We start from the raw sequence: 24,441 nt of genomic DNA, 5'->3' as shown, positions 1-24,441 counted from the left end.
GACGCCATTTGCCACAAGACAGAAGGAACCGTTCCATGGAAAAGATTACCATAATCGGACTAGATTTGGCCAAGTCGGTCTTTCAGATCCACGCCATCACTGAAGACGGGCACATAGCGGTCCGCCGTGCTTTGCGGCGATCACAGGTCCTAGAGTTTTTTCGTAACATCGAACCATGCCTTGTCGGAATGGAAGCGTGCGGGAGTGCTCACTACTGGGCCAACGCAATCAGAGAATTCGGCCATACGGTGCGGTTGATGCCACCGGCCTATGTGAAGCCTTACGTCAAACGCAACAAGACCGACGCGGCCGATGCGGAGGCAATCTGCGAGGCAGTCACGCGTCCAACAATGCGCTTCGTACCCGTAAAGTCACCGGAAGAGCAGGCTGCTGGGATGGTTTTGAAGACCCGAGAGTTACTCGTGCGGCAGCGAAGTCAGACGGCCAATGCCATGCGAGGCCACATGGCTGAGCTCGGAATCATCGCCGCGACTGGAATGACAAGCATTGCCAAGCTCACTGCGATTTTGCGCAACGATCAGGAAGGACGTCTTCCGCATTCAGCCAAGGCGGCACTTCTTGAGATGGCCGATCAGATCGAAAGGCTGACGGAAAGGGTTGAGGTGCTCGACAGTAAGATTGCCGCAGCAGTGAAAGCCGATGAAGCCGCACGTCGTTTAACAACCATCCCCGGCGTCGGCCCTATTATTGCAGCCACTGTTCGCACCGCAGTTCAGGATCATACAGCCTTTCGAACTGGGCGGGACTTGGCCGCCTGGATCGGCATCACACCAAGAGCGAACTCCAGCGGAGGCAAGGAGCGGCTTGGCAAAATCTCAAAGCGCGGCAACAAGCAGTTACGAACGCTCTTGATTGTCGGTGCGACGTCGATCCTGAAACAAGCTCGGAGAGGTTCAAAGTTGCCTGATTGGATCGTGTCAATAATGGCACGTCGCCCCTACAAGGTGGCAGCCGTGGCGCTGGCCAATAAGATGGCCCGGACAATATGGGCGCTTCTCGTCAAAGGCGGCACATACCAGACGCCGGCGATGACAAAGGCGTAGGAACAGAATTCCCGGCGTCTGTGCGTCGGGATAAAGCGGCAAGGTACGAAGCGTGATGAACCCGAGGGGCGATACCTTGATGTCGATCAGCCCGTCTGACTCAGTGCGCCTTTGAGCGCGAGAAAATGATTAGGCGATCGACATCGCGGATCTCATCGTGGCCAGCGGTCGATGACCGCGCTGATAGGCCGGACATATGACTGCGACCGTCCGATGGCGATTCACGCGAAAAAACCTTGCTAACCGGGCCGTTCCACATATGAGTCAGACCCCCGTTTAAACACGATGATGTAATTGCGGTCGGCGCGCGTGGCGCACAGACTGCGATCCCGCAATCAAACGTTTCGGAGGAGCTGTCATGAAGCAATATGTTGGGCTGGATGTCTCGCAAAGAGAGACCGCAGTGTGTGTGGTCAGTGAAACTGGGCAATTAATCTTTGAGGGAAAGGCCAAGTCAGATCCTGGCGATCTGACCAGGCTGCTGCGCAAACATGCGCCGCTGGCTGAGCGTATTGGCTTTGAGACGGGTGCGATGTCGAGCTGGCTTTGGCATGAGCTTCGTAGGGTCGAACTTCCCGTTGTTTGCATAGACGCGCGACATGCACACGCGGCACTGTCGGTGCGCATGAACAAAAGCGACCATAACGATGCGCGAGGCCTCGCTGAACTGGTACGGGTGGGCTGATATCGAGAGGTCAAAGACAAAAGCGAGGAGAGCCAGAAGATCCGAGCGATTCTCGTTGTGCGAGCTCGGCTTGTGTCCATGCGTCGGGACATCGAAAACCAGGTTCGTAGCTTGGTCAAAGAATATAGGTTGCTATTTCCTCGCGCTATCGGCCAACAGTTCCGCAACACGGTCAACGATCTTTTAGGCGAGGATCATCAGCTCCTCATCGTAGTCGCGCCACTTTTATCGATACACGAGCATATCTGCCGACAGCAGTGCGCGTTCGACGACGAGGTCCGCCGTTTGGCTAGACAGGACGAGACCACGCGTCGCCTGATGACGGTGCCCGGTGTCGGAGTAATTACGGCCCTGACATTCCGCCATAAGATCGATGACCCGTCCCGCTTCCGATCAGCCTCGCTAGTCGGCGCATATCTTGGCCTTACGCCTCGGCGCAAACAATCGGGGGAAACTGACACCAGCGGTAAGATATCTCGATGGGGCGACGGGCTTCTCCGCACTTATTTGTTCGAGGCGGCGACCGTTCTGCTTTATCGGACCAAGAAGTGGTCCTCTCTCAAGGCCTGGGGGATGAAACTTGCAAAGCGGATTGGCATGAAGAAAGCGAAGGTCGCGATCGCGCGCAAGATTGCCGTCATTCTCCATTCCATTTGGGTAGACGGTACATCGTTCGACTGGGGTCACGCCAAGTCAATCTAATCTAAAGTTCTTGGCCCGGTCCACCGGGCTGGCGATGTCCCGCTGGGACGGTGGTCGTGGTGACCTCGGTCAATCGGCTGGTGGCGGATCTTCCGCACTCCGTTGCACACGTTGAGGCACCCGATCCGGACATCATCATGAGGCGCCTAGCGACCTCGGAAAGGACCATGACCCCAGCGATGGCATCAATACGATCGCGTTGAGCTCTGGCAACCATGTTATCAACCGAGCTGGCAATCGTATGCCAGCCGCGCTCACCCCGCCTTCACTATCCCGACCAGTTTCGACTGGGCGAGCGCTACCGCATTGCCGTCGTTGAATTTAAGAGGATGCTTGACAACAATCCGCAATTAAAGGGCCGATTGACAAACAGATTGAGGAAGGGCGTCATTCAAGACGTGCTGTCTCATAATATTTCGACTTGCATTCGTCATAACCTTCTAACAGCGCAGGAAGGAGAAACAATTATGCAGAGCAAGCTTTTGTCAAATAATAATGGAGAGCGTGTTTTTATGCTGGTCGTTGATGTTGGTGAGGAAGCCTTCAAAACGATTAGAAATTTCGCGGTCAGTCACAATATTGCTGCTGCATCAGTCTCGGCCATCGGTGCGTTTGAAACAGCTACCCTTGCCTTTTTCAATCTTGCCTCAAAATCCTACTCACATATACCAGTTGGTTCGCAAACTGAGGTTTTAAGCCTGGTGGGCCACATAACTCTAGATGATGAAGAAAATCCAAGCCCACATTTGCATGCTGTCTTGGGGCTGGCGGACGGGCATACGCGTGGGGGCATTTCATTGAGGGTACTGTGAGACCAACACTCGAAGTGATCATCAGAGAAACGCCTGCGGAATTGCGACGGAGTTTTCGCACTGAGTTTGGAATTGCGCTCATCGATACTTCGACCTGAACCGGGAACCAGTACCTGAAACACGCGTTATTGCTCACATAAGCCTGGAGGCTGATCATGGTGGCAATTGCAGAAGGTACACCCGAGGCGCCAAAAGCCAGTCACTTTATCATCGGTATTGCGCGAGGTCTCGCAGGCGCACTACTCTTCGCTCTGCCGATGTTGATGACTATGGAGATGTGGTCCCTCGGCCTGTATATAAGTCATGCTCGCCTTCTATTGCTTTGCGTTCTCAATCTGCCTTTGCTTTGGATGCTGGCCAAACGCATCGGCTTCGAAAAAACAACTACTTGGATTGAGGCGTTACGTGATGCTGTAATCGCCTACGGTTTGGGTATTGCGGTAAGTGCAGCCATTTTATTGATCTTGGGCGTTATTGAAGATCAATCAAATATCAGCACCATTGTCGCAAAAGTTTCTCTGCAGTCAGTACCAGCCAGCATTGGCGCTTTACTTGGGCGCAGCCAGCTTGGATTGCACTCGGAAGCACAGGCCAATCAAGATGGAGAATATGAAGGCGAAACTGGATATCTCCACGAACTGTTTATGATGATTGTTGGAGCACTGTTTCTCAGTTTAAATGTCGCGCCAACTGATGAGATGGTTCTAATTGCTTATAAAGTAAGTCCGTTTCATACATTTTGCATCGCCCTTGTCTCCATCATTCTTATACACGGATTTGTTTACGCCTTACATTTCAAGGGATCGCACAGCCTTTTGGAAGGTATGCAATGGTGGCATTCCTTCATTCGGTTTTCAATGCCGGGATATGTCTTGGCCATTATTGTCAGCATCTACGCCCTGTGGACATTCGAACGTCTCGATCACACATCTCTCTCGCAGATATTAACAGCTGCAGTCATTCTTGGCTTACCCGCATCAATCGGCGCTGCCGCAGCACGTCTCATATTGTGAGTGACTGATGACAAAAAGCACAGGCAATAAACATACCGAGACCGCTCAACCTCATTGGTTAGAATGGGTGATAGGCGGAATATGCACATTGCTGGTTACAGCCCTTTTCGTATGGATTGGCCGGGACATTTATCGATATGAAGTCCAAGAGGCGCAATTCGATATTTCGATCCTGTCGATAAGTCCAGCAGCTGATGGTTACCGGGTATCATTCCGTATTAATAACACCTCTCTTTCAACAGCCGCTCAAGTGCATGTCAGTGGAGACATTTCCTCATTTAAAGATACGGAAAGCTCCGACATAACTTTCGATTACGTAGCATCTGAATCCTATGAAACTGGAACCCTATTTTTTAAAACCAACCCGTCGTCCGGTACGCTCACTCTACATGTGGACGGCTATACAGAGCCATAATAGTTGCACCTGAAAGAACCTCATGACGGACAAAAAACTCACCAAAGCTCGTGACTTGCGAGAATCTCGCCCGCTATGGATCGATAGTCCTCGTATCGCTGTGCGAAGCACAAGCCATATTTCTATGGATCATTATGATATTGTGATTGTCGGTTCAGGTATCAGCGGGGCTCTCGTTGCACAAGCACTGGTCAAACCGGGTAAATCCGTTCTGATCGTTGATAAGCGTACACCCGTACATGGCAGCAGTATTGCGAGTACCGCAATGATCCAGCACGAAATTGACGTACCGTTACATAAGCTTCAAGCAATGATCGGAGAAGAAAAGGCAAACAGAGCTTGGTTGCGGTCTGCAAAAGCTGTGTTAAAACTAGAAGAGATTGTGCGCTCGCTTGAAATTTCCTGCTCTATGCAACGCAAACAGGCTCTCTACGTTGCAGGGGATGAGCTTGGAGCAAGAGGTCTCAAGATTGAAATGGGAGCACGCACCAAAGCTGGTATAGAAGCGCAGTTCATCAATAAGGCTGATATGAAAAGGCTCTACGATATTGAGCGTAATGGTGCCATTTTGAGCGATATATCCGCATCTGCTAACCCAGGTCAGTTAACAGCAGGACTGCTGCGCCACGCCGCCAGACTGGGTGCTGAAATCGTCAGTGGAGTAGAAATCACTGACATAAAAAACTTCAGAGAGAATATCGTATTGGCAACTGCAGCAGGCAAACTTATTTCTGCTCAACACGTCGTCTTTTGTACCGGTTACGAATTTCTAAAAAGCCTTGCGAACAAAAAGCATGAGATCATTTCTACATGGGCTATAGCGAGTAGAGCGGGCATTACTCTCCCTGAGTGGTTGAAGAAACATATTTTGTGGGAAGCGTCTGATCCGTATCTTTATCTCAGAACAGATAATCAGGGACGTTTGATTGTTGGTGGTGAAGACGAGAATAGTGCTAGCGCTTATCAGTCAGAAGAAAAGCTCAATACAAAAGAAAAGACCATCCAGCGAAAAGTGAGTAAACTGCTTGGTGTTGATATCGGAACAGTAGAGTACCGATGGGCTGCCGCATTTGGCTCAACAGCTACGGGGCTGCCGTTGATTGGTCCTGTACCTGACATGCAAAATGTCTACTGTGTAATGGGGTTCGGCGGTAACGGCATCACTTTCAGTCAGATTGCTGCTGAGATGGTCTCCACCGCAATTAATGGAGCTCGAGATCCAGACGCGGAGTTATTCGCGCTAAAATGACAACTTATGTGTCAAATCCCATCAAATGGTGGAACGACAAAAGAAGGCGGACGTTACTTTTATAAGCATTTGAATGCTCGCTTCGGAATTGGACTTCCAGCGAGCCTTTAATTGATATTTTGAAGGAGAATTATGATGAAGGACCGTCTTACAATGCAAGATCCACGAACTCAATATCCTGCTCCCCCCTTCGATGCCCAGCCACAACCCATGCCCGGGCTAGTGGAAAATATGGTCCCTGTACCGGACCATGGCGAGAGAAGTTATGAAGGCTCCGGAAAGTTGGCAGGAAGAAAGGCTCTGATCACCGGTGGCGATTCAGGGATTGGGCGCGCAGTGGCAATTGCCTTTGCGAGAGAAGGTGCCGACGTAGCGATTTCATACCTTGAAGAAGAGGAATCCGACGCTGATACTGTAATCGATCTTATAAAGGCAGAAGGTCGGATTGGTGTAGCTCTTCCAGGTGACATATCAGACGAAGAATGGTGCCGAAATATGGTGGAAATGGCCGTCAGCGACCTTGGTGGCTTGGATATCTTGGTGATCAATGCCGCAAGGCAACAGTATCGAGATAATATCAACGAATTGTCGAGTGCGGATTTTGACAAGACAATGAAAACCAATCTTTATGCACTTCATTGGATAACACAGGCCGCAACGCCTCATCTCAATGCTGGATCTTCGGTCATCACCACTGCATCTGTCCAATCATATGACCCGTCACCTATCCTGCTCGATTACGCTACCACCAAAGCAGGTATCGTTGCTTATACGAAAGCTCTGTCCAAGCAACTCATCCAGAAAGGTGTACGCGTCAATGCAGTGGCACCCGGACCCTTCTGGACTGTTCTTCAACCAAGTGGCGGACAACCCGATGAAAAGGTACGACATTTTGGTAAAAACAGTGATTTTGGACGGCCTGGCCAGCCTGTTGAGATAGCGCCCATTTATGTTTTGCTCGCTTCACAAGAGGCGAGCTTTATCAATGGAGAGGTTTATGGTGCAACAGGCGGCCGTGGAATAGGATAACTACAGAATAAAGGCCTTAAGTCCGATATTTTAGCAGGGGATTTCATCTAATGCGCGCGTTAGTCTTATCCCTACTTTGCACTGGGCGTAAAACACGCGAGGCGTTGGAATGAGCCTTGCGAAACGACAGTCTCTCGACAGATGTACTTGAGGAAATCCTATTTAATCACATACCGATCCATCTTAGATGAGATCCAAATGATTGATCAGTCGGCCCCAAAAGTTGCTTTTATCTGCGAAAAAATGTCCCCGTACGGTATCGTAGAGGGTCATTGAAAGTCAATTTCCGCTCTTACTCGCCGAAATGAGCAGAAAGAATGCGACCACGGTAGCTCCGCGAGCGAATTGTAAAGGGTTTGCAAACTTCGGAGAAGGGCCTTGATCTGTGGTACTTATCACTACAGCATCTCTTCAAAGCGCAGAAGTTTTCGTACCCTAAACTGACTGAGCAGAAACACTGTAATGGAGATTCGTTGGGGCTATCCTGACCATGATGTGGAACACGACGAGCAGGTCAAGGGTTATGAGATAGAGGATGGTCGGTTGTGGCGTAGCGCCAGAACGAATATAATACTCCCCGGCAGCGACATGACTCTAAAAATGATGCAGTCGATCCCGTCTCAGATTGATGAAGACTATTCCAACAAATCGTGACTTGATTTACAGTGTTCGAACATCGGACCCGTGAATACGGTTTCTATACAATGGCATGAATCAGTCAGTATCGACTTTCAGCTCTCAGCTTTGAATTTCTTAGCTTCTTTGAGCAATTCGGGATGGTCGCGACCAAGTAATTTAATCAATTCCTTTGCTTGAAGAGGTGAAAGATCAGAATTTTCGGTTAGGAACTTAATGTCTTTATCGTGTGTCATTGGATCAGTTTTCATCTAATTAATCCTTTTTATCCAGATTTACGACAACTCGGAGAAGGAAAGCCGCGGTAGCGGCTTCCAATAACTTAACTTCTGATTTTACATTGAATGTTCTGATATTTTGCCCTCTGCATCGAGTGAGAGCATTACAGTTTTACCATCTTTCATCGCCGAAGCTTCCCACAGTCCTTGATCGTTAAGCTTCAGTCCAGTTAGCTCAGTGTAACCTGCTTTACCAAAAAGTTCAGTGGCCTGAGCTTCGGTAATGCTGTTCTGACCGGCATCTGGCGTCTTGTCATCGTGGGTAGGCGTGTTCGTCGCACCAGGCACGTCGGTATTAGGCGTCTTAGTAGCCTGCGCACCGGCTAATGCTGGTGCAATTACCAGTGCACTTGCAATAATTAGGGCAGAGATTTTCATAGCATTTCGTCCAATTTTGCTTCCCCTAATTATCAACCCTCCTAAACAGCTTAGGTTCCATGAGAAATTAGGTCACTGCAATCTGCCATCCCTGAATACTCTATTTCTGATAATCAGAACCGTGAGGAGACATGTCAAAAAACATGAATACAATTATCTTTCCAAAATGAATCTGAATGCTACGCCGTGTAAAAATTAATAAGGTACACACGCAATCAACCGTAATTAACTGATGATAAAACGAAAACGTCACCAACAGAAGTCTATAACTTATAACTCTTGTTTGTAGAACTGATGGTAGTTATGGCGAATTCCGAGCAGAATATTATCTCCATTATATGTGCCAGCGTTTGACTCTACGTTGTATCGGCGTATGCTGATTGCATCGTCACCAATCCGTTTATGTAGGCGGTGACGGCTGAGGGTTCATATGTGCTCTTGCCTGCTAGGAAGGAGGAGCACTATGGTTCTCCCCTGCAATACATGTGACATTGAGCAGTTCAATTTGCGACAGATGCTTTACCGAAGGGCGAGCTGCTATACTGTGAGTGAGCGCCTGCGAATGCAAATTGTTGAAATGACAATTTCGAGGCTAATTGAAAACTTCGCTCAGTTAGACATTAACGACACGGAAAATGCTATTTTTGCGGCCGTTCATCAAGTGAGCGTCAGAGCGGTTCATCGTCAAAAATTTAGTACCGACATCGAGCTGCCGACGCAAAGCAAAAGTCATTAACAATACAACTTACGAAAGCAAATTTGTTGTGACCAATTGGTTGGGAAACTGTTCACTTGGTCAGTAAGGAGCGAAACATGGCGGAACTTATGGAATTTTAGTGCATTGTTTATCTACGGGGGCTTTCTACCAAACACTAGGGAGAAACCCATGCCAACTTCAAAAGAAAAGACACTTGACGACCTGTTTTATGACACTCTCAAAGATATTTATTACGCCGAGAGAAAGATTGTTAAGTCATTGCCGAAAATGGCACGCGCTGCATCCGCTCCTGAGCTTAAGTTAGCCTTTGAAAAACACAAAGATCAAACTCAGGAACATATTGAACGCCTTCAACAGGTTTTTGAAATCTTAGGCAAGCGTGCTCAAGGCAAAACTTGTGATGCGATTGAAGGCATAATCGCTGAGGGAGAAGAAATTATTGACGAGTTCAAAGGAACTCAAGCCCTAGATGCTGGTCTCATTTCCTCAGCTCAAGCGGTAGAGCATTACGAAATAACGCGGTACGGTACGCTGAAGCGTTGGGCCTCTGAGCTTGGACATAAGGATATCGCGAAGCTGTTGGATGCTACGCTTCAGGAAGAAGGACAGACAGATAAGGATCTGACTAAACTTGCTGAAACCAAAATCAATTCAAAAGCGGCTTGATTCTTAAAGGCCCCGCGTCAGCGGGGCTTTTTAATTTTGGGAGAGAAAAATGAATTCAAAAAAGTCACCATGGTCAGATCGGGATTTACATCGACCTGATCAGTCTGCTGATCCGTCAGTTTTTGAGCCGAAGGATCGACAAATGAAACCAACGCACGAGCAAACGAATTCTCCTGGTAAATCAAGAAACCAAATCCCAATCGAACCCTACAAAGATCGATCAAAAGATTAAGTTCCAGTTCGTAGATTCAATAAGGAAGTGTAAAATGGAAAGCCCCAAATCAGCTGGAGATTATCCGGGTCGTCAAAGCGATTGTAAAAAGGCAGTAACTCATGGAATAGCGAGCCTTATTAAACAGGCAACGCTTTCTGGACGCTCTGAGGAAGATGCCGATGCAGTCGTTTTGGGAACAAGTGTACCGGGTGTTCGGGATTTGGTAGCTCAGGCAGTCAACGCGGGATGGTCAGCAGCCGAAACTTTGACTGCTATCCAACTGGTAGCAGACGAGATTCAGCGTGGGTTCGTAGGCAAAGAACTTAACAGCTGACTGTTAAAAGAAATCCAGATATTCAAACTCCTTTGGTCCCCCTCGGCGACTGAACTAAAACCAAAGGCTGAAACCAGAATGGAACTCAAAGGCGCTTAAAGCGTTTCATTAAAACTGATGAAATCAGTCTAAGAATTGGGAGAAATATTATGAAAATCATAACGTTAGCCGTTGCTAGCGCAATGGCCTTTGCACCCACATTAGCCTTTGCTCAAGATACCAAAAATCCAAAAACGCCGGCCATAGCGACCCCAGATAATAATAACCCAACGGCCCCAGTTGCTGGCAAGAATAGCTTCACAGAAGAGCAAGCGAAAGAACGCTTTGAAGAAGCAGGATATTCGCACGTTACCGAATTGAAGCTGACAGATGCTGGTATTTGGGAAGCTGCTGCGATGAAGGGGGCCGAAAAGATATCGGTTCAGCTCGATTATCAAGGCAACGTATCGACGAAACCAAAATAAGCATTCTTTAGAAACCAGTTTAACTAAGGGAGAGTAAAATGCGAACCGTTACAGGTCTTTTTGATGTTTATTCGTCGGCCAAGGTAGCTGTTGCCAATTTGGAAAAAGCCGGCATTCCGTCCTCCGACATTAGCATTGTGTCTCGTCACAGTGAAAAGGAATCCAATGCAACGGAGGGCGCAGGCGTAGGAGCAGGCATTGGTGCAGCTGTTGGGGGTGCTGGTGGTTTGCTTGCTGGTCTTGGTATCATGGCTATACCAGGCGTCGGGCCTGTTGTTGCTGCAGGCTGGTTGGCCGCTACTCTTACGGGTGCGGTCGGCGGTGCTGTTGTTGGTGGCGCTACCGGTGGACTGATAGGTGCCCTCACTGAAGCCGGAGTGCCGGAAGAAGATGCTAATCTTTACGCAGAAGGGGTGAGGCGAGGCGGCACTGTAGTCACAGCGAAGGTTCCTGACGAACGATATGCGGAAGCAGACGCAATTCTTTCAGGCGCCACACCGGTCAATCTCGTTGAACGCCGCCGTGCTTATAATGAAGATGGTTGGCAGAGCTTTGATCCTAAAGCTTTGCCCTACACCGAAGACGAAGTTGAACGTGAACGTCGTCGTTATCTATAGTTTTCGAGCGTTTCCCTTATTGATTGAATTGGATGGCTCTGCAAATCAGCGACTTTCCAATTCAAATTATCTGCCGATGGAGATCGGCAGATATGTCACGAGGCATTTCCGTTGATCTTCGCGGTTGTGTCGTTGCTGCCGTTGATGGCGGCGCATCGCATCGAGAGGCTGCTGAGCCTTTCGGTGTAAGTGCAGCCAGCGTCAGCCGTTGGCGTGATCTTAAACTCCAGAAGGGAAATGTTCGACCCAGTCCGCTGGGCAGCGACCGCAATTCCTACAAGACAGAAGTTTATGCCGGCCAGATCACGACCTGGCTCGGGGAACACAAAGGCGGCATCCTGTTCGAACTTCGCAATGGTTCGGCCGCCCTAGGCATCGTAAACAGCAAGTCGGCATTGCATCGCTTTCAAGTCCGGCACGAACACACGCAAAAAAACTGGCCATGCGGTAGAGCAAAGGCGTCCAGACGTTTTGGAAAATCGGCTGTGTTGGTTCGAGGCGTATGTCGCTCAGGATTTGGTTGCTATATTGAAACCAGGCGACGTTATTATCCTCGACAATCTGTCCAGCATGAACGGTCTGCAGCAAGGGAGTCGATAGAGGCGGTCGGCGCGCCATTGATGTTTCGTCCGTCCTACAGCCCAGACTTCAACCCAATCGAAAAGGCCTTCTCTAAGCCGAAGGCGCTCTTACGAAAGCCTGCTGAGCGAACACTCACTGGGTTTTGGGATCGCATCGGCAAGTTGATTGGTCTGGTCGAACCGCAAGAGGCTCAAAATTACTTCAACTCGTGCGGTTGCGATTCAACTTGCAAGGGCAAACGCTCTAATAGAAATTCGAACCCCGCTTCATCAGGGTTCTATTTGGTGAGCGACCAACCTCCCCATACTTACGGCCTTCCTGCTTTATGGAATTCACCGAATTATGCCTCAAACAAGGCATCAAGCGGAACTAGTTTGCCGACGCTGGCGGCACCTGTTCGGACGAAGCTGGCGGTACGGATTGCTCGCTATTCGCTGGAACGTCTGGTTCAATGAAGTTGCCGAATATTTCCATGCCTATCCATACGACAGCGACCACAGCCAGACTAATCAGTAAAACTACGAGGACCGGCTTGCCTTCCTTGCCCTGTCGCGCTTCGGTGGGGGTTAACTTTTTCACGAGAAACTCCTCCTGTGCGAATAAAGTCAATATTAGGCCAACTGTCATAGGACAAATAAGTTCCGTGGGCGGGATTCGTCAAAATTTGAGATCGCCGCACTCCTGGATCGTCTGGCCTACCCTTTGCAACCCAGGCCAGCGCCGGGCGGGCCAGGTGCTAATCAGGAGCGGACGGGTCAAAATTGGATAAGTAAAAAGGGGGATGCGGACGAAAACTTGGACCACTAGGAGGTAGTTCATGTATTCCTACGCAGACAGATTTCGAGCCGTTGAACTTTACATCAGGCTTGGCAAGCGGGTTAAGGCGACCATTCGCCAGTTAGGTTATCCCACCAAGAATGCTCTAAAAAGCTAGTACCGCGAGTACGAGCAGCGTCGTGATCTGTGTGTTCGCTGAGCGGCTCAAAGAGCAAGGCGCTCACAGCCTGGACGGCTGGCGCAGGTGTTGATTATGCAGCAACTGACAACGTCATCGTGCGTCTTGAATATCGTTACACTGATTAAAGTCGTAGGGATTTCAGCGCAGGTCTTGACGGACTTGAGCTTGGAGCAAGTAACAAGTTCAAGACAAACGAAATTCGTCTGGGCGTTGCATACAAGTTCTAAAGGCAGATTATCTCCAGTCGAACTGAACCGCTCGGAGCAATCTGAGCGGTTTTTTTGCTGTTTCAAGGCGTCGAATTAAAAAAAATGTATGTTTGCTGCCCCCCTATCAATTCGTACGCAGAGTTCTATATTGCTAATTAAATTAGCAGCAAATTGTTTTATTTTCTCGTGCTGACTAGTAATTTTTGGTGGTAAAATGGACGAGAAATTCTTCTTTCTGCATGCAGACGGTAAGTCCGTTCATGAATTAAAAGCGGTTGATTGGAGCAATAATCCGCTGGGTGAGCCTGATCAGTGGCCCGTGACGCTCAAGACTGCGATACAAATGATGCTCGCTTCTCAGTTCCCAAAGGCAATCTGTTGGGGACCTGATCTCATAACGGTTTTCAATGATGCGTTTCGTCCCATCCTTGGCGAAAAAAAGGATTGCATGGGAAAGCCATTCAGTCATATTTGGGCTGAGGCTTGGAACGATATCGGCTCTATAGCTGACAAGGCATTTAATGGGGAAGCGACTTTTATAGAAGACTTTCCGTTGGTCATAGATCGCTATGGTTATCCGGAGGAGTGCTATTTTACCTTCTGTTACAGTCCGATCAGAAATCAAGACGGGACTGTCGGTGGATTTATAGACACGGTTATTGAAACAACCGGCAAAGTCGAAGCTGAAAAGAATTCAGCCGTGTTCAACGCAGAGCTAGCCCATCGAATTAAAAACAACTTTAGCATTATCAATGCTATAGCGAGCCAGACATTCTCAAATATTGACGCGCAAACCTTACGGGTGTTTTCGGAGCGCCTGCGTGCGCTTAGCAGTGCGCATGACGTGTTGCGTCTGGGCAAGTACTCAAATGGCTCAATTAATCAGATAATTGAGGGCGTCTTATCGGCACTCGCTGTTGAAGAGCGGGTGGATGTTGAAGGTCCCGATATACTAATAGGCCCTAAAGGGGGGGCATCTCTATCCTTGTTAGTTCATGAACTGGCGACGAATGCCATCAAGTATGGCTCGCTTTCGAATGATACAGGTCGAGTGGCTATCGAGATTGATATTGCTAATCGAGATGGCGTCGAAAAACTGATTTTTAATTGGGTTGAAACAAATGGTCCTCTGGTCTCAAAACCTGAGCGCATTGGGTTTGGATCAAAACTAATACAAATGGGATTGAACGGCGGCGATGTTAAAATAGAATTTTTGCCGACTGGTTTGAGGGGGGAGTTCTCTGCCCCATTGCATTCGTTGTCAGAAGAAGCACGTCATTTACATGACATGTATGATGCGCGTATGTCCGACATCAGCGCCTTTGAGACAAAACTGGTTTAATTAAGAAGAGAGGATTTTCGGCGGGGGTGCGGACGAAAACTTGGACTATCAGGGAGGTAGTTCATGTATTCCTACGAAGACCGGATGCGAGCCGTTACGCTTTATATCAAGCTGGGCAAACGCCCGAAAGCGACTATTCGCCAGTTGGGCTATCCAAGCAAGAATGCTTTGAAAGGCTGGTACCTGGAATATGAGCACCATCTTGATCTGCGTTTAGGATTTGCGCCCCGAGCCCCTAAGTTCACACAGGCGCAGAAGGAAGTGGCTGTTGAGCACTACCGCACGCATGGTCGTTGTGTTTCTGCAACCATGCGCGCCTTGGGCTATCCCGGCCGTGCAACGTTGACAGCATGGGTTCGTGAGGCGTTTCCCGAAACTAGCGAAGCTGTCACTGGAAGAACTGGACGTCCACGATACCCTGACGCATTGAAGAAGGCTGGCGTCGTCGGACTTTATAATCGGCAAGAAAGCGCGCAGGCCCTGGCCGAAAAGCTCGGCGTATGCAGACCGACACTGTATAACTGGAAAAACCAGTTACTTGGTCCGGAGGCTCCCGCAATCATGAAACGCAAGAACAACTCACCGCCAGTGCCAGAGCGAAAAGAATTAGAGCGCCAGCTCGAAACACTGCAGCACGATATTCAGAAACTGCAGCTTGAGCACGACCTTTTGAAGAAAGCGACCGAACTCATAAAAAAAGACCTGGGCGTCGATCTGCAACTCCTGAGTAATCGGGAGAAAACGCTGTTGGTTGACGCCCTAAAAGATCTTTATCAACTCTCCGATCTGCTTGCTCAGTTGCGACTGGCGCGCAGTTCATATTTTTATCATCGAGCCCGTATGAGGGTGACCGACAAGTACCTCACTATACGTCAGAACATCACCGAAATCTTCGAAGCCAACCGTCGATGCTATGGCTACCGCAGGCTACAGGCGTCATTGGCCAAACAATGCGTTACAATCTCAGAGAAGGTTGTGCAGCGCTTGATGAAGCAGGAGAACCTGATCGTTGCCACGCCAAAGCGGCGGCGATATCGCTCTTATCTCGGAGAAATCAGTCCGGCGCCTGAGAACCTTATTAATCGCGACTTCCAGGCCTCAGCCCCAAACGAGAAATGGCTGACCGATATCACGGAGTTCCATATCCCGGCTGGCAAAGTGTATCTCTCACCCATCATCGACTGTTTCGATGGTTTGGTTATCAGCTGGTCTATCGGAACGAGACCAGATGCGGAATTGGTCAATATGATGCTTGATGCCGCCATAGAAACTGTCACAGGTAGAGATGAACGACCAATAGTACATTCTGATCGGGGTGCACATTATCGCTGGCCGGGTTGGCTATCGCGGATCAGGGATGCGAAGCTGGTGCGTTCAATGTCCCGCAAGGCTTGCTCCCCAGATAACGCTGCATGCGAAGGTTTCTTTGGCAGGCTAAAAACGGAGTTCTTTTATCCCAGCGATTGGAGGAACACCACACTCGAGCATTTTATCAATGAAGTTGATGGCTACATTCGGTGGTACAACGAGAAACGGATCAAGATATCGCTTGGCGCACGAAGCCCAATCGAATATCGAAACTGTCTTGGCATTGTGACGTAAAAACAGTCCAAGTTTTTATCCGCACCCCCACCGGGTCAATTCTCAGCGGCAATCAACAGAATACATATGTAAAGAAGAATTATTGTAGCCGGTGAGAGACAGGGCTTTAAAATTTGCTCATTCTATAGGTCGGGGAGACTATGAAGATGCGGTTCTCGGTTGAAGATCGATCAAAAACAATCCTGCTGATTTTTGCCTTGTGCGGACTTGTGATGGGGCTCAGCGTGCACTTTTCCGGCTACTCCTCGGGAGCACGGATAATCTGGGCAATTGCCACTTTGCCTGTGCTGGTGTCTTTGCTCGTCGAGATTCTCCGGAGTTTATGCCGAAAGGAGTTTGGGCTAGATATCGTCGCCGCGATGTCTATGTCGGCCGCACTGGCATTTGGGGAAATGCTGGCGGCTGCGATTGTCGCCCTCATGTATACTGGCGGGGCCTTTCTTGAGAGCTTTGCCGAGGGACGAGCACGCCGTGAGATGCACGCTTTGCTGTCCCGCGCACCGCGAACAACAATGCGATATGTCGGTGACCATCTCGAAGAGATTGCGGTTGAAACTATTCGCCCGGGTGACCGCCTTCTGATCCGTCAGGGAGACGTCATCCCCGTTGACGGAAGTATAACTTCCGTAAAAGCTTTTGTGAACATGTCTGCATTGACGGGAGAGGCACTTCCGGTTTCGCTTGCGTCGCGAGCAGATGTGCTAAGCGGTTCAATGAATGCTGGCGATGCTTTCGATATCGTTGCCAAGCACGAAGCAAAAGATAGCACCTACGCTGGCATTGTTCGGCTCGTGGAAGAGGCCCAGCATTCGAAAGCCCCGATATCTAGGCTAGCAGACCAATGGTCTATCGGCTTTCTGATAGTAACCGTCTTAATCGCCTTCGGCGCGTGGTTTTTCACGGGAGACCCGATTAGGTCGGTCGCCGTTCTCGTCGTGGCGACACCATGTCCTCTCATCTTGGCGGTGCCCGTCGCTCTTGTTGCGGGACTATCGCGCGCCGCTCATTTCGGCGTGCTGGTAAAGGGTGCACGTCCATTAGAGAACATGGCTCGTATCAACACGTTGGTGCTGGACAAGACTGGAACACTGACAGATGGCCGCCCACAAATTAGTTCAATCAACGCGCAGCCAGGATTGAGTGAAAATGATCTACTGTGTTTCGCAGCCTCCCTTGACCAAGTGTCCAAACATCCGATGGCGCAGGCTCTTGTACTGGCCGCTCAGGGGCGTGGTATAAACCTTGTATTACCGACCGATGTAAGCGAACTGGCAGGAGATGGCGTGGCGGGCTGGGTCGATGGCAAAAGCGTCGTTGTCGGCGGACGCATCTTCGTTGAGAGGCAGGTCAATGCAAAACTGAGTGAAATCCCCGATACAGAAGCTGGGGCGGCCCTGGTTGCAGTGGCGATAGATGGTGGCATCGCGGGTTATATCATTCTGGCCGATCGCTTGCGCGACGAAGTGGTCGATACGTTACACGGCTTACGCAAAGACGGCGTAAAACGAATAGTGCTGGCGACAGGTGATCGTGCGGCAGTGGCCAAACGCATCACTAAGGGTTTGCGATTTGATGCGATCTACTCCGAGCTTTCACCCGATCAAAAGGTGCTGACCGTACTCAGCGAGCGTAAGAACGGCCCTGTGATGATGGTCGGAGATGGTGTCAATGACGCGCCCGCACTTGCAGCGGCTGATATTGGCGTTGCCATGGGTGCGAGGGGAGCGGCAGCCTCGGCAGAGGCGGCCGATGTCGTTCTTCTCGTAGATAGAATAGACACACTTCGCGCCGGGATAGAAATTGCCAAGCGATCAAGGCGCATTGCAATCGAAAGTGTTGTGATGGGTATCGGACTTTCGGTGCTTGCTATGGTCGCAGCGGCGTTAGGTTTTCTGTTACCTGTCCAAGGCGCATTGCTCCAGGAAGCGATTGATGTCACCGTCATTGTCAATGCACTGCGAGTGTTGAGAATCTCACCAACCGTCAGATGATGGCTACATTCGATGGTACAACGAGAAACGGATCAAAATGTCACTTGGCGCAAGAAGCCCAATCGAATATCGAAACAGTCTTGCCATTGTGCCGTAAAACCAGTCCAGGTTTTTATCCGCCCCCCCCGCAGGTTAGCCGCCATCATTATCGACAATTTCAATGCGGAAGAATTGCATTAATTTGGCCGACCATATCATTCAGCTGCATACGTATTGCTGCATCTTCTTGTTCTCGTTCATGATCTGGCTGTTCGGAGCGAGCATGAATCTTAGTTTTAATTTCTTGAATCTTAGCTTTGATGTGTTCGAGTTCGGTTCTGATAATATCAGACATAGCCTACCCCATTATTTGTCCCGTGATGTTGATCAACCTACACCTTAGATCGCCGTTAGCATGCTATACACGACGGCAAATTTACTGATAAACCCGACTTCTCAAGCTCCCCATAAGCATCTCGATCACCCAAAAGCCCCCTTCCCTCGCCTTGATGACTCGAGACCTCAAATATCCACCCGCACACGCGATCTCAGAACCTTTCTGCGGGATGCCAGCAATAAGAGCTAAAGCGCTCTCAAGACCTTAAATACGGATAGCGTCACGATAAGCAGCTTGGGAAAGCCCTAAGAAGATCGAAACCAATCTCGAAACTGCCGCAAAACACGCAACATACAAATAACGTCTTCAATATTGGAGGTCGGTTTTATTTTATGCTAGACTGAAACCTGTCAGTGGGTTTGCCATCCCTTTATGGTAGTTAGCAGGATGAAAAGCTAAAACGACCACTAACAGCAAATTTTCGGCTCCCCGATCGTTATGCATGGCGCGCTTAACAGTCCAACAACTTCCGCCCCCTTCCCAGCCGTTCCGAAGCCATTTGCGGTTTCTCGAAATCTGCCATTGCTGGCACTCGCAACCTTGGGGTTGATCGGACCCGTGGCTATGGCTTTAGGCGCACGCACAGGGAATATGGCAAGAAACTAGACGTAAGAAAATTCGTAAATCTGTATCCGGACGGGCACCACACGATGACATCGGAACTTCTGCTCCCTTTTCTATCACCAACGCCAAAGCACGGGTTATTCGCCCCACTTTCCAACAATTCTAATTTACACAATGCTTTGCAAACGTTAGTCTTAAGCTTCATTTAAGGGCCGTTTGAAGCTGAAGTATTCCTAAGGAAGCAATGCGTTTAACAAAGCAATCAAATTATGCAGTCCGTCTTCTTATGTATTGCGCAACCAATGAGGGGCAGATTTCCCGCGTCTCAGAGATCGCACGCGTATATGGAATCTCCGATCTGTTTCTCTTCAAAATTCTTCAACCCCTCGTGCAGGCTGGCTTAGTTGAAACCATCAGGGGGCGGAGTGGAGGCATCAGGCTGGCTAAATCTTCAGACGAGATAACTCTTTTTCAGGTAGTCAGAATCACAGAAGAAAATTTCGTTTTGTCGGATCATCTTGAAGGAGATGGCGACTGCCCTTCCAGCGACAAATATGGAGTCTCCACGGTATTCCGCGAGGCGCTGAGTGCATTTTTCCGAGTGCTGTCAAAATATAGCATAGCCGATTTGGTCGCAGCCCAGCCCAATATTCTTACCCTCCTAGATCTTGAGCCTAAACCCTGCACTGAAGCTTAGTATCTTTAGAATTCGCATGCATAACCTGGCTTGGTCTCCCGATATGCTTTCCGTCAGAGAGCGGAGCTCTATGCCGCGTGTCCCGAGGCTATTGACGAGTTCAACAAGATTGATGAAATATACATCAAAGTCAAAGTCGAGTGGCTATGACACGACATGCGAGGCCACGATCGGCATAATAAGGCAGAGGTATTTCAATCTATGACGCGACTGAGGCGCCAGTTAGTCGGAGACCCGCGAGTACCGCAACGTAACCCAAAATAATGCTGATTGTCAGATAAATTACAGCTGAAAACATTCCCTCCACTGATCCTGACATCAAGACAAAGGCTCCAAAGACAAAGCTGGAGAAAGTCGATAATCCGCCCATTACGCCGGTCGATATTAATAAGTTTACATCCGCACTGAGGATACCTTTTTGAAACAATCCACTTGCTAGCCCTAATAAGAAAGAGGCAACAATGTTAGCAAGTAGAATAGACAATGGGATACCATCCCCGAGATTGGGAACGCCGAGCATCAGCAGCTCGCGCAGAACTGCGCCAACTGCTCCACCCAGAAAAACAAGAATAATTGTGTTTATCATTTTGGCCCCCTAAACAATTGCATGGGCTAGTTTTGCGCCCAGTCCTGCTGCCAACAGACCGATAACAACAGATCCAAGCAGATAAATAATTGCAGCGCCTCGATACCTGTTTTTTGCCAGTTTAACCGCATCCAGCTGCATGGAACTGAAAGTGGTGTAGCCGCCAAGCACCCCAGTTAATATGCCCGCAGTGAGGAAATCGCCGAAACGGTCGTGCCACTCAACACCAAAAGATATGGACAAAAAACCAATTACGAAAGCACCTGAGATATTAATTAAAAACGTCGCTAGGGGAAAATTTCCTGAATACTTCTCTCCCACTAACCGTCCTATCCACCATCGAAGTAGAGAACCCGCTCCACCGCCCATTCCTACCCAGAAAACATCTAACGCCTGCATGTTTTTCCTTTCAGGTCACTAATCAGACAGTGAGTTATTTCAAATCCAACGATATTAAGTATTATCCAAAACATAGCTTCACATGTGCACTACAGTCCACCAAAAGATAATTTAGATATGCAAGTCTCGTGTTGAAAACTCGGTTATGCAAATGGCTGCTTCTTATTTTGAGCACATATGAATTTGATTCACAGGATCCTTGCTCGATCTCATTTTGCACCGAGACGCCTTCTTTCTTAATAGGGCCAACTGTTTTCAGTTCCCTCTATCCACGACCATTGACAAGCCCTTTATATCCGTTATTCTGGATATATGGAAAACGAAGCTGCAATTACGGCGTTGGCCGCCCTCGCTCAATCGACACGGCTCGATACATTCCGTCTGCTGGTGACGCATGAACCTGACGGTGTTCCGGCAGGCGAACTGGCGCGCATTCTGGATGTTCCGCAAAACACAATGTCCGCGCATCTGGCGACATTGTCTCGTGCCGGACTTGTGAAGGGCGAACGTCAGAGCCGCTCGATCATCTATCGCGCTGATCTCGACCGATTTAGAGAACTGACCCTTTTCATGATCAAGGACTGCTGTGGCGGCAGTGCCGAGCTCTGCGCCCCTCTTATGAAAAGCCTGACACCCTGTTGCGAATCGAAGACGGTCGCCCAGTAACAAAGGGCCGCTGAATTCGGCCTTACACAAACGGACTGATAAAATGACGGATCGAGTCTACAACGTGCTCTTCCTGTGCACGGGCAATTCCGCACGCTCAATTTTGGGCGAAGCAATTCTGAACAAGGACGGCGAAGGTCGTTTTCACGCCTATTCGGCTGGTAGTCGGCCCAAAGGCGGCGTTCATTCTCTCGCAATCAAGGAACTGGACGCTCTCGGCTATTCCACCGAGAACCTGAGCTCAAAAAGCTGGGACGTGTTTTCAGTTAGCGACGCCCCTCAGATGGATTTCATTTTCACGGTTTGCGACAACGCTGCGGGAGAAGCCTGCCCCGTCTGGATTGGCCATCCTATGACAGCCCATTGGGGCATCGAGGACCCTGCCGCCGTCGAAGGAAATGAAGCAGAAAAACAGCGCGCCTTTGCGCAGGCGGCCCGTTTTCTGAAGAACCGAATATCAGCATTCCTGAGCCTTCCCCACGCCACGATAGACCGTATGGCGCTTCAAAATCATCTGAAAGAAATCGGCACCATGGAAGGTAGCACACAGACAAATGTGGAGAATAACTGATGTCCACATTCGAACGATATCTGACTGTCTGGGTGGCTCTTTGCATTGTCGCAGGCGTAGCTCTGGGCCACTTCTTTCCGACAGTATTCCATGCAATCGGATCTGCTGAAGTCGCCAGGGTCAACATTCCAGTCGCCATTCTCATTTGGCTCATGATCATCCCTATGTTGCTGAAAATCGATTTCAGCGCATTGAGACAGGTCACTGAGCACTGGCGCGGCATTGGCGTCACGCTCTTTATCAATTGGGCCGTCAAACCATTCTCGATGGCGCTTCTCGGTTGGCTATTTATCGGCTGGTTGTTTCGCCCTTATCTACCTGCAGACCAGATCGATTCCTACATTGCGGGGCTGATTATTCTGGCGGCCGCCCCTTGCACGGCAATGGTGTTTGTCTGGTCCAACCTGACCAAGGGCGAGCCGCATTTCACGCTGTCGCAGGTCGCACTGAACGATGCGATCATGGTTGTGGCATTTGCCCCTATCGTCGGGCTACTGCTTGGACTGTCGGCAATTACTGTCCCGTGGGCCACGCTCGTTTTGTCGGTTGTCCTCTATATCGTCATTCCAGTGATTATCGCGCAAATCCTGCGCAGAAGCATTCTCGCCAGCGGTGGAGAACGAGCTTTCGATGCAATGCTCAGAACGCTACAGCCGCTGTCCCTGATTGCGCTTTTGGCAACACTCGTTCTGCTATTCGGGTTTCAAGGAGAGCAGATCATCGCACAGCCCATGATCATTGCGATGCTGGCCGTCCCGATCCTCATCCAGGTCTATTTCAACTCTGGCCTGGCTTATCTGTTGAATCGCATTACTGGCGAGCAACATTGCGTCGCCGGTCCCTCGGCGTTGATTGGCGCATCCAACTTCTTCGAGCTGGCAGTAGCAGCCGCAATCAGCCTTTTCGGCTTCTCATCTGGTGCGGCGCTCGCAACAGTGGTTGGCGTTCTTGTTGAAGTGCCCGTCATGCTCTCTGTCGTCTGGATCGTGAACCGCTCAAAGGATTGGTACGAACGCGGTGCCAATCAAAAGCCAGTCACCGAAACAGGAAAACTCTGATGTCAGTTACGATCTATCACAATCCGAACTGTGGCACCTCTCGCAACACATTGGCCTTGATCCGTGCCAGCGGCGAAGAGCCTGTCGTCATTGAATATGTACAAAATCCGCCGCCGCGAGAACGACTGGTCGAACTGCTCACTGCAATGCAGATGACGCCTCGCCAACTCCTTCGCGAGAAAGGCACACCATATGCCGAATTGGGATTGTCCGATCCCAAATGGACCGATGATGAACTGGTCGACTTCATGAAGGCGCATCCTATCCTGATTAATCGTCCAATCGTGGAAACGTCGCTTGGCACCAAACTGTGCCGTCCGTCAGAACTGGTTCTCGACATTCTGGAAAATCCGGCGTCGTCATTCACCAAAGAGGACGGAGAAGTCATCACCTATGAAAGAAAGTCGCGCTGACATGGACCTGCCGAACCTCGATCAGAATTCCTTCGCATTGCCTGATCTGGATGCATTACGCGCCGACTTTCCAAAGCATAAGCCTCGTATCCTTTTGCTCTATGGCTCACTTCGTGACCGTTCCTATAGTCGGTTTTTGACGCTGGAAGCGCAGCGCCTTCTGGATGCGATGGGCGCTGAAACGCGTATCTTTCATGCCAATGGTCTTCCTTTGCCAGACGACGGTTCAGCAGAGCATCCGAAGGTTCAGGAATTGCGCGAGGCAATGCTTTGGTCAGAAGGGCAAGTCTGGACCAGTCCAGAACGTCATGGAGCCATGAGCGCTGTCATGAAATCGCAGATCGACTGGATCCCATTGCCGGGTGGAGCAATTCGTCCGACGCAAGGCCGAACTTTGGCTTTGATGCAAGTTTCAGGCGGATCGCAGAGCTTCAACGCCGTCAATCAGATGCGCATTCTTGGGCGCTGGATGCGAATGATCACCATTCCAAACCAGTCATCCGTCGCAAAGGCATGGCAGGAATTTGACGACACTGGACGGATGAAACCCTCATCATTTTATGATCGCGTGGTCGATGTGATGGAAGAACTAATGAAGTTTACCCTTCTGACGCGTGGCATCTCGGATCATCTCACAGACCGTTATAGCGAGCGCAAGGAAGAAGCCGCCAAACTCGAAAAGCGTGTTTCGTTGAAATCAATATGAGCGCTGAACGGCTTCCCATTGCGGAAGCCAAGGTGATCCAAAAGCTTTCCATGTCGGGTGCGCTGGGCCTCGCAAGTTGCGCTACTTTTATTGGCGCGAATTGGAGCCGTTTTGTCTCTTTCTGCCGGACTGTCCAGCGCGTGAGTGTTTACAATCAACACGAATGGGAATCGGACAATGGAAACTCACGCAGGAGATTATTGACTATACGTCAAGAGCAGAGGGTTGAAACAACAGGCCAAGGCGACTTCGGACCAGATTTTACCAGCATGTGAACAAGGCGACATACCAGCGATTACATTGATGTTGACCATGGCCAACTTTTCTACGTTCGCTCGAAAGCCAGAGTTGGCCATGGCCAACTCTGGGTCTTTTTCTTCGTAAGCGATTGAAAATCATACGATTTGCCATGGTTTACGAATCGTGTAATTTTAGATACGGATTTTT

25 protein-coding genes and 7 pseudogenes are annotated in these 24,441 nt (G+C 49.6%); 25 read left to right on the top strand and 7 right to left on the bottom strand.

Features of this window, described 5'->3' with window-relative positions; genetic code table 11:
• Nucleotides 1-35: 35 nt before the first annotated feature.
• The 8 genes and pseudogenes from RI570_RS20150 (at nucleotide 36) to RI570_RS20115 (ending at nucleotide 7,623) form a co-directional block, all read left to right on the top strand.
• Nucleotides 36-1,064: an IS110 family transposase gene (locus tag RI570_RS20150; protein WP_313830614.1), complete on the top strand. Its 1,029-nt coding sequence runs from the start codon at nucleotides 36-38 to the stop codon at nucleotides 1,062-1,064.
• A gap of 358 nt (nucleotides 1,065-1,422) precedes the next feature.
• Nucleotides 1,423-2,451 (top strand): annotated as a pseudogene (locus RI570_RS20145) (IS110 family transposase).
• A 467-nt stretch (nucleotides 2,452-2,918) separates the two neighbouring features.
• Nucleotides 2,919-3,361 (top strand): annotated as a pseudogene (locus tag RI570_RS20140) (PPC domain-containing DNA-binding protein).
• Nucleotides 3,362-3,418: 57 nt separating this feature from the next.
• Nucleotides 3,419-4,276, top strand: coding sequence for a TIGR02587 family membrane protein (locus tag RI570_RS20135; protein ID WP_313830612.1), 858 nt, complete (start codon nucleotides 3,419-3,421; stop codon nucleotides 4,274-4,276).
• Between the two features lie 7 nt (nucleotides 4,277-4,283).
• Nucleotides 4,284-4,691 carry a TIGR02588 family protein gene (locus RI570_RS20130; protein WP_313830610.1) on the top strand — a complete coding sequence of 136 codons (408 nt, stop codon included), beginning with the start codon at nucleotides 4,284-4,286 and terminating at the stop codon, nucleotides 4,689-4,691.
• A gap of 22 nt (nucleotides 4,692-4,713) precedes the next feature.
• Entirely contained in the window at nucleotides 4,714-5,940 is a 1,227-nt protein-coding gene (locus tag RI570_RS20125; RefSeq protein ID WP_313830608.1) for an FAD-dependent oxidoreductase, read from the top strand.
• Nucleotides 5,941-6,075: 135 nt separating this feature from the next.
• Nucleotides 6,076-6,969: an SDR family oxidoreductase gene (locus tag RI570_RS20120; protein WP_313830607.1), complete on the top strand. Its 894-nt coding sequence runs from the start codon at nucleotides 6,076-6,078 to the stop codon at nucleotides 6,967-6,969.
• A gap of 462 nt (nucleotides 6,970-7,431) precedes the next feature.
• Nucleotides 7,432-7,623 carry a hypothetical protein gene (locus RI570_RS20115; protein ID WP_313830605.1) on the top strand — a complete coding sequence of 64 codons (192 nt, stop codon included), beginning with the start codon at nucleotides 7,432-7,434 and terminating at the stop codon, nucleotides 7,621-7,623.
• A 77-nt stretch (nucleotides 7,624-7,700) separates the two neighbouring features.
• Here RI570_RS20115 and RI570_RS20110 read toward each other — a convergent pair whose 3' ends face one another.
• Together RI570_RS20110 and RI570_RS20105 are read right to left on the bottom strand one after the other, a co-directional pair.
• The gene (locus RI570_RS20110) at nucleotides 7,701-7,856 is read right to left on the bottom strand and encodes a hypothetical protein (protein ID WP_313830603.1); all 156 of its coding nucleotides are present in this window, start codon (nucleotides 7,854-7,856) and stop codon (nucleotides 7,701-7,703) included.
• 84 nt (nucleotides 7,857-7,940) lie between these two features.
• The gene (locus RI570_RS20105; RefSeq protein ID WP_313830602.1) at nucleotides 7,941-8,261 is read right to left on the bottom strand and encodes a hypothetical protein; all 321 of its coding nucleotides are present in this window, start codon (nucleotides 8,259-8,261) and stop codon (nucleotides 7,941-7,943) included.
• An 886-nt stretch (nucleotides 8,262-9,147) separates the two neighbouring features.
• On the opposite strand from RI570_RS20105, the gene RI570_RS20100 reads away from it, so the two are divergent.
• The gene (locus RI570_RS20100) at nucleotides 9,148-9,645 is read left to right on the top strand and encodes a ferritin-like domain-containing protein (RefSeq protein WP_313830601.1); all 498 of its coding nucleotides are present in this window, start codon (nucleotides 9,148-9,150) and stop codon (nucleotides 9,643-9,645) included.
• Nucleotides 9,646-9,662: 17 nt separating this feature from the next.
• Here the strand turns inward: RI570_RS20100 and RI570_RS20095 are convergent, their stop codons facing one another.
• The gene (locus RI570_RS20095; RefSeq protein ID WP_313830600.1) at nucleotides 9,663-9,869 is read right to left on the bottom strand and encodes a hypothetical protein; all 207 of its coding nucleotides are present in this window, start codon (nucleotides 9,867-9,869) and stop codon (nucleotides 9,663-9,665) included.
• A 42-nt stretch (nucleotides 9,870-9,911) separates the two neighbouring features.
• Between RI570_RS20095 and RI570_RS20090 the strand changes: the two genes are divergently transcribed.
• The 10 genes and pseudogenes from RI570_RS20090 to RI570_RS21740 all read left to right on the top strand — a co-directional run.
• On the top strand, nucleotides 9,912-10,193 hold the full coding sequence (locus tag RI570_RS20090) for a hypothetical protein (RefSeq protein WP_313830599.1): 282 nt from the start codon (nucleotides 9,912-9,914) through the stop codon (nucleotides 10,191-10,193).
• A gap of 149 nt (nucleotides 10,194-10,342) precedes the next feature.
• Complete coding sequence (locus RI570_RS20085) at nucleotides 10,343-10,657, top strand: PepSY domain-containing protein (protein ID WP_313830598.1); 315 nt, start codon at nucleotides 10,343-10,345, stop codon at nucleotides 10,655-10,657.
• Between the two features lie 38 nt (nucleotides 10,658-10,695).
• A complete protein-coding gene (locus RI570_RS20080) occupies nucleotides 10,696-11,274 on the top strand; it encodes a hypothetical protein (RefSeq protein WP_313830596.1) in 579 nt (192 codons plus the stop codon).
• Nucleotides 11,275-11,366: 92 nt separating this feature from the next.
• Nucleotides 11,367-12,083: pseudogene (locus tag RI570_RS20075) on the top strand (transposase); the annotation flags it as partial.
• Nucleotides 12,084-12,673: 590 nt separating this feature from the next.
• Nucleotides 12,674-12,787: pseudogene (locus tag RI570_RS20070) on the top strand (integrase); the annotation flags it as partial.
• Between the two features lie 38 nt (nucleotides 12,788-12,825).
• Nucleotides 12,826-13,041 (top strand): annotated as a pseudogene (locus RI570_RS20065) (outer membrane protein); the annotation flags it as partial.
• Nucleotides 13,042-13,237: 196 nt separating this feature from the next.
• The gene (locus RI570_RS20060) at nucleotides 13,238-14,365 is read left to right on the top strand and encodes a PAS domain-containing sensor histidine kinase (protein ID WP_313830594.1); all 1,128 of its coding nucleotides are present in this window, start codon (nucleotides 13,238-13,240) and stop codon (nucleotides 14,363-14,365) included.
• A 63-nt stretch (nucleotides 14,366-14,428) separates the two neighbouring features.
• Nucleotides 14,429-15,967, top strand: a complete 1,539-nt coding sequence (locus RI570_RS20055; protein ID WP_313830592.1) for an IS3 family transposase — start codon at nucleotides 14,429-14,431, stop codon at nucleotides 15,965-15,967.
• A gap of 146 nt (nucleotides 15,968-16,113) precedes the next feature.
• Nucleotides 16,114-17,958 (top strand): heavy metal translocating P-type ATPase, encoded by a 1,845-nt coding sequence (locus tag RI570_RS20050; RefSeq protein ID WP_313830683.1) that lies wholly within the window; start codon nucleotides 16,114-16,116, stop codon nucleotides 17,956-17,958.
• Nucleotides 17,957-18,055, top strand: a pseudogene (locus tag RI570_RS21740) (IS3 family transposase); the annotation flags it as partial. The gene RI570_RS20050 and the pseudogene RI570_RS21740, both read left to right, overlap by 2 nt.
• A 60-nt stretch (nucleotides 18,056-18,115) precedes the next feature.
• On the opposite strand, the gene RI570_RS20045 reads toward RI570_RS21740, so the two are convergent.
• Nucleotides 18,116-18,292, bottom strand: a complete 177-nt coding sequence (locus RI570_RS20045; protein WP_250043625.1) for a hypothetical protein — start codon at nucleotides 18,290-18,292, stop codon at nucleotides 18,116-18,118.
• An 81-nt stretch (nucleotides 18,293-18,373) separates the two neighbouring features.
• Nucleotides 18,374-18,526 (bottom strand): annotated as a pseudogene (locus tag RI570_RS21735) (replication initiation protein RepC); the annotation flags it as partial.
• A gap of 616 nt (nucleotides 18,527-19,142) precedes the next feature.
• Between RI570_RS21735 and rirA the strand changes: the two are divergent.
• The gene (rirA, locus tag RI570_RS20040; RefSeq protein ID WP_250043623.1) at nucleotides 19,143-19,595 is read left to right on the top strand and encodes an iron-responsive transcriptional regulator RirA; all 453 of its coding nucleotides are present in this window, start codon (nucleotides 19,143-19,145) and stop codon (nucleotides 19,593-19,595) included.
• A gap of 199 nt (nucleotides 19,596-19,794) precedes the next feature.
• On the opposite strand, the gene RI570_RS20035 is transcribed toward rirA, so the two are convergent.
• Both RI570_RS20035 and crcB read right to left on the bottom strand, forming a co-directional pair.
• On the bottom strand, nucleotides 19,795-20,181 hold the full coding sequence (locus RI570_RS20035) for a CrcB family protein (protein WP_250043621.1): 387 nt from the start codon (nucleotides 20,179-20,181) through the stop codon (nucleotides 19,795-19,797).
• A gap of 9 nt (nucleotides 20,182-20,190) precedes the next feature.
• Nucleotides 20,191-20,580 carry a fluoride efflux transporter CrcB gene (gene crcB, locus RI570_RS20030; RefSeq protein WP_250043619.1) on the bottom strand — a complete coding sequence of 130 codons (390 nt, stop codon included), beginning with the start codon at nucleotides 20,578-20,580 and terminating at the stop codon, nucleotides 20,191-20,193.
• Between the two features lie 312 nt (nucleotides 20,581-20,892).
• Between crcB and RI570_RS20025 the strand changes: the two genes are divergently transcribed.
• Genes RI570_RS20025 through arsH form a run of 5 tightly spaced genes read left to right on the top strand, consistent with a single transcriptional unit; the run spans nucleotide 20,893 to nucleotide 23,994 of the window.
• Nucleotides 20,893-21,246, top strand: a complete 354-nt coding sequence (locus RI570_RS20025; protein WP_313830590.1) for a metalloregulator ArsR/SmtB family transcription factor — start codon at nucleotides 20,893-20,895, stop codon at nucleotides 21,244-21,246.
• Nucleotides 21,247-21,289: 43 nt separating this feature from the next.
• On the top strand, nucleotides 21,290-21,817 hold the full coding sequence (locus RI570_RS20020; RefSeq protein WP_313830588.1) for an arsenate reductase ArsC: 528 nt from the start codon (nucleotides 21,290-21,292) through the stop codon (nucleotides 21,815-21,817).
• On the top strand, nucleotides 21,817-22,875 hold the full coding sequence (gene arsB, locus RI570_RS20015) for an ACR3 family arsenite efflux transporter (protein ID WP_313830586.1): 1,059 nt from the start codon (nucleotides 21,817-21,819) through the stop codon (nucleotides 22,873-22,875). The genes RI570_RS20020 and arsB overlap by 1 nt, the downstream gene beginning before the upstream one ends.
• Complete coding sequence (arsC, locus tag RI570_RS20010) at nucleotides 22,875-23,288, top strand: arsenate reductase (glutaredoxin) (RefSeq protein WP_313830584.1); 414 nt, start codon at nucleotides 22,875-22,877, stop codon at nucleotides 23,286-23,288. Before arsB ends, arsC begins: the two co-directional genes overlap by 1 nt.
• Entirely contained in the window at nucleotides 23,269-23,994 is a 726-nt protein-coding gene (gene arsH, locus RI570_RS20005; RefSeq protein ID WP_313830582.1) for an arsenical resistance protein ArsH, read from the top strand. The genes arsC and arsH overlap by 20 nt, the downstream gene beginning before the upstream one ends.
• Nucleotides 23,995-24,441: the final 447 nt, after the last annotated feature.

The sequence above is a fragment of the Brucella pseudogrignonensis genome (genome assembly GCF_032190615.1).
Taxonomy (GTDB): Bacteria; Pseudomonadota; Alphaproteobacteria; order Rhizobiales; family Rhizobiaceae; genus Brucella; species Brucella pseudogrignonensis_B.
This window is presented reverse-complemented; position numbering and strand designations above follow the sequence as displayed.

Bases quoted from the DNA above. Each gene is read 5' to 3' on its own strand.
- RI570_RS20150 (WP_313830614.1), top strand. From the start codon at position 36: ATGGAAAAGATTACCATAATCGGACTAGATTTGGCCAAGTCGGTCTTT.
- RI570_RS20135 (WP_313830612.1), top strand. From the start codon at position 3,419: ATGGTGGCAATTGCAGAAGGTACACCCGAGGCGCCAAAAGCCAGTCAC.
- RI570_RS20130 (WP_313830610.1), top strand. From the start codon at position 4,284: ATGACAAAAAGCACAGGCAATAAACATACCGAGACCGCTCAACCTCAT.
- RI570_RS20125 (WP_313830608.1), top strand. From the start codon at position 4,714: ATGACGGACAAAAAACTCACCAAAGCTCGTGACTTGCGAGAATCTCGC.
- RI570_RS20120 (WP_313830607.1), top strand. From the start codon at position 6,076: ATGAAGGACCGTCTTACAATGCAAGATCCACGAACTCAATATCCTGCT.
- RI570_RS20115 (WP_313830605.1), top strand. From the start codon at position 7,432: ATGGAGATTCGTTGGGGCTATCCTGACCATGATGTGGAACACGACGAG.
- RI570_RS20110 (WP_313830603.1), bottom strand. From the start codon at position 7,856: ATGAAAACTGATCCAATGACACACGATAAAGACATTAAGTTCCTAACC.
- RI570_RS20105 (WP_313830602.1), bottom strand. From the start codon at position 8,261: ATGAAAATCTCTGCCCTAATTATTGCAAGTGCACTGGTAATTGCACCA.
- RI570_RS20100 (WP_313830601.1), top strand. From the start codon at position 9,148: ATGCCAACTTCAAAAGAAAAGACACTTGACGACCTGTTTTATGACACT.
- RI570_RS20090 (WP_313830599.1), top strand. From the start codon at position 9,912: ATGGAAAGCCCCAAATCAGCTGGAGATTATCCGGGTCGTCAAAGCGAT.
- RI570_RS20085 (WP_313830598.1), top strand. From the start codon at position 10,343: ATGAAAATCATAACGTTAGCCGTTGCTAGCGCAATGGCCTTTGCACCC.
- RI570_RS20080 (WP_313830596.1), top strand. From the start codon at position 10,696: ATGCGAACCGTTACAGGTCTTTTTGATGTTTATTCGTCGGCCAAGGTA.
- RI570_RS20060 (WP_313830594.1), top strand. From the start codon at position 13,238: ATGGACGAGAAATTCTTCTTTCTGCATGCAGACGGTAAGTCCGTTCAT.
- RI570_RS20055 (WP_313830592.1), top strand. From the start codon at position 14,429: ATGTATTCCTACGAAGACCGGATGCGAGCCGTTACGCTTTATATCAAG.
- RI570_RS20050 (WP_313830683.1), top strand. From the start codon at position 16,114: ATGCGGTTCTCGGTTGAAGATCGATCAAAAACAATCCTGCTGATTTTT.
- RI570_RS20045 (WP_250043625.1), bottom strand. From the start codon at position 18,292: ATGTCTGATATTATCAGAACCGAACTCGAACACATCAAAGCTAAGATT.
- rirA (WP_250043623.1), top strand. From the start codon at position 19,143: ATGCGTTTAACAAAGCAATCAAATTATGCAGTCCGTCTTCTTATGTAT.
- RI570_RS20035 (WP_250043621.1), bottom strand. From the start codon at position 20,181: ATGATAAACACAATTATTCTTGTTTTTCTGGGTGGAGCAGTTGGCGCA.
- crcB (WP_250043619.1), bottom strand. From the start codon at position 20,580: ATGCAGGCGTTAGATGTTTTCTGGGTAGGAATGGGCGGTGGAGCGGGT.
- RI570_RS20025 (WP_313830590.1), top strand. From the start codon at position 20,893: ATGGAAAACGAAGCTGCAATTACGGCGTTGGCCGCCCTCGCTCAATCG.
- RI570_RS20020 (WP_313830588.1), top strand. From the start codon at position 21,290: ATGACGGATCGAGTCTACAACGTGCTCTTCCTGTGCACGGGCAATTCC.
- arsB (WP_313830586.1), top strand. From the start codon at position 21,817: ATGTCCACATTCGAACGATATCTGACTGTCTGGGTGGCTCTTTGCATT.
- arsC (WP_313830584.1), top strand. From the start codon at position 22,875: ATGTCAGTTACGATCTATCACAATCCGAACTGTGGCACCTCTCGCAAC.
- arsH (WP_313830582.1), top strand. From the start codon at position 23,269: ATGAAAGAAAGTCGCGCTGACATGGACCTGCCGAACCTCGATCAGAAT.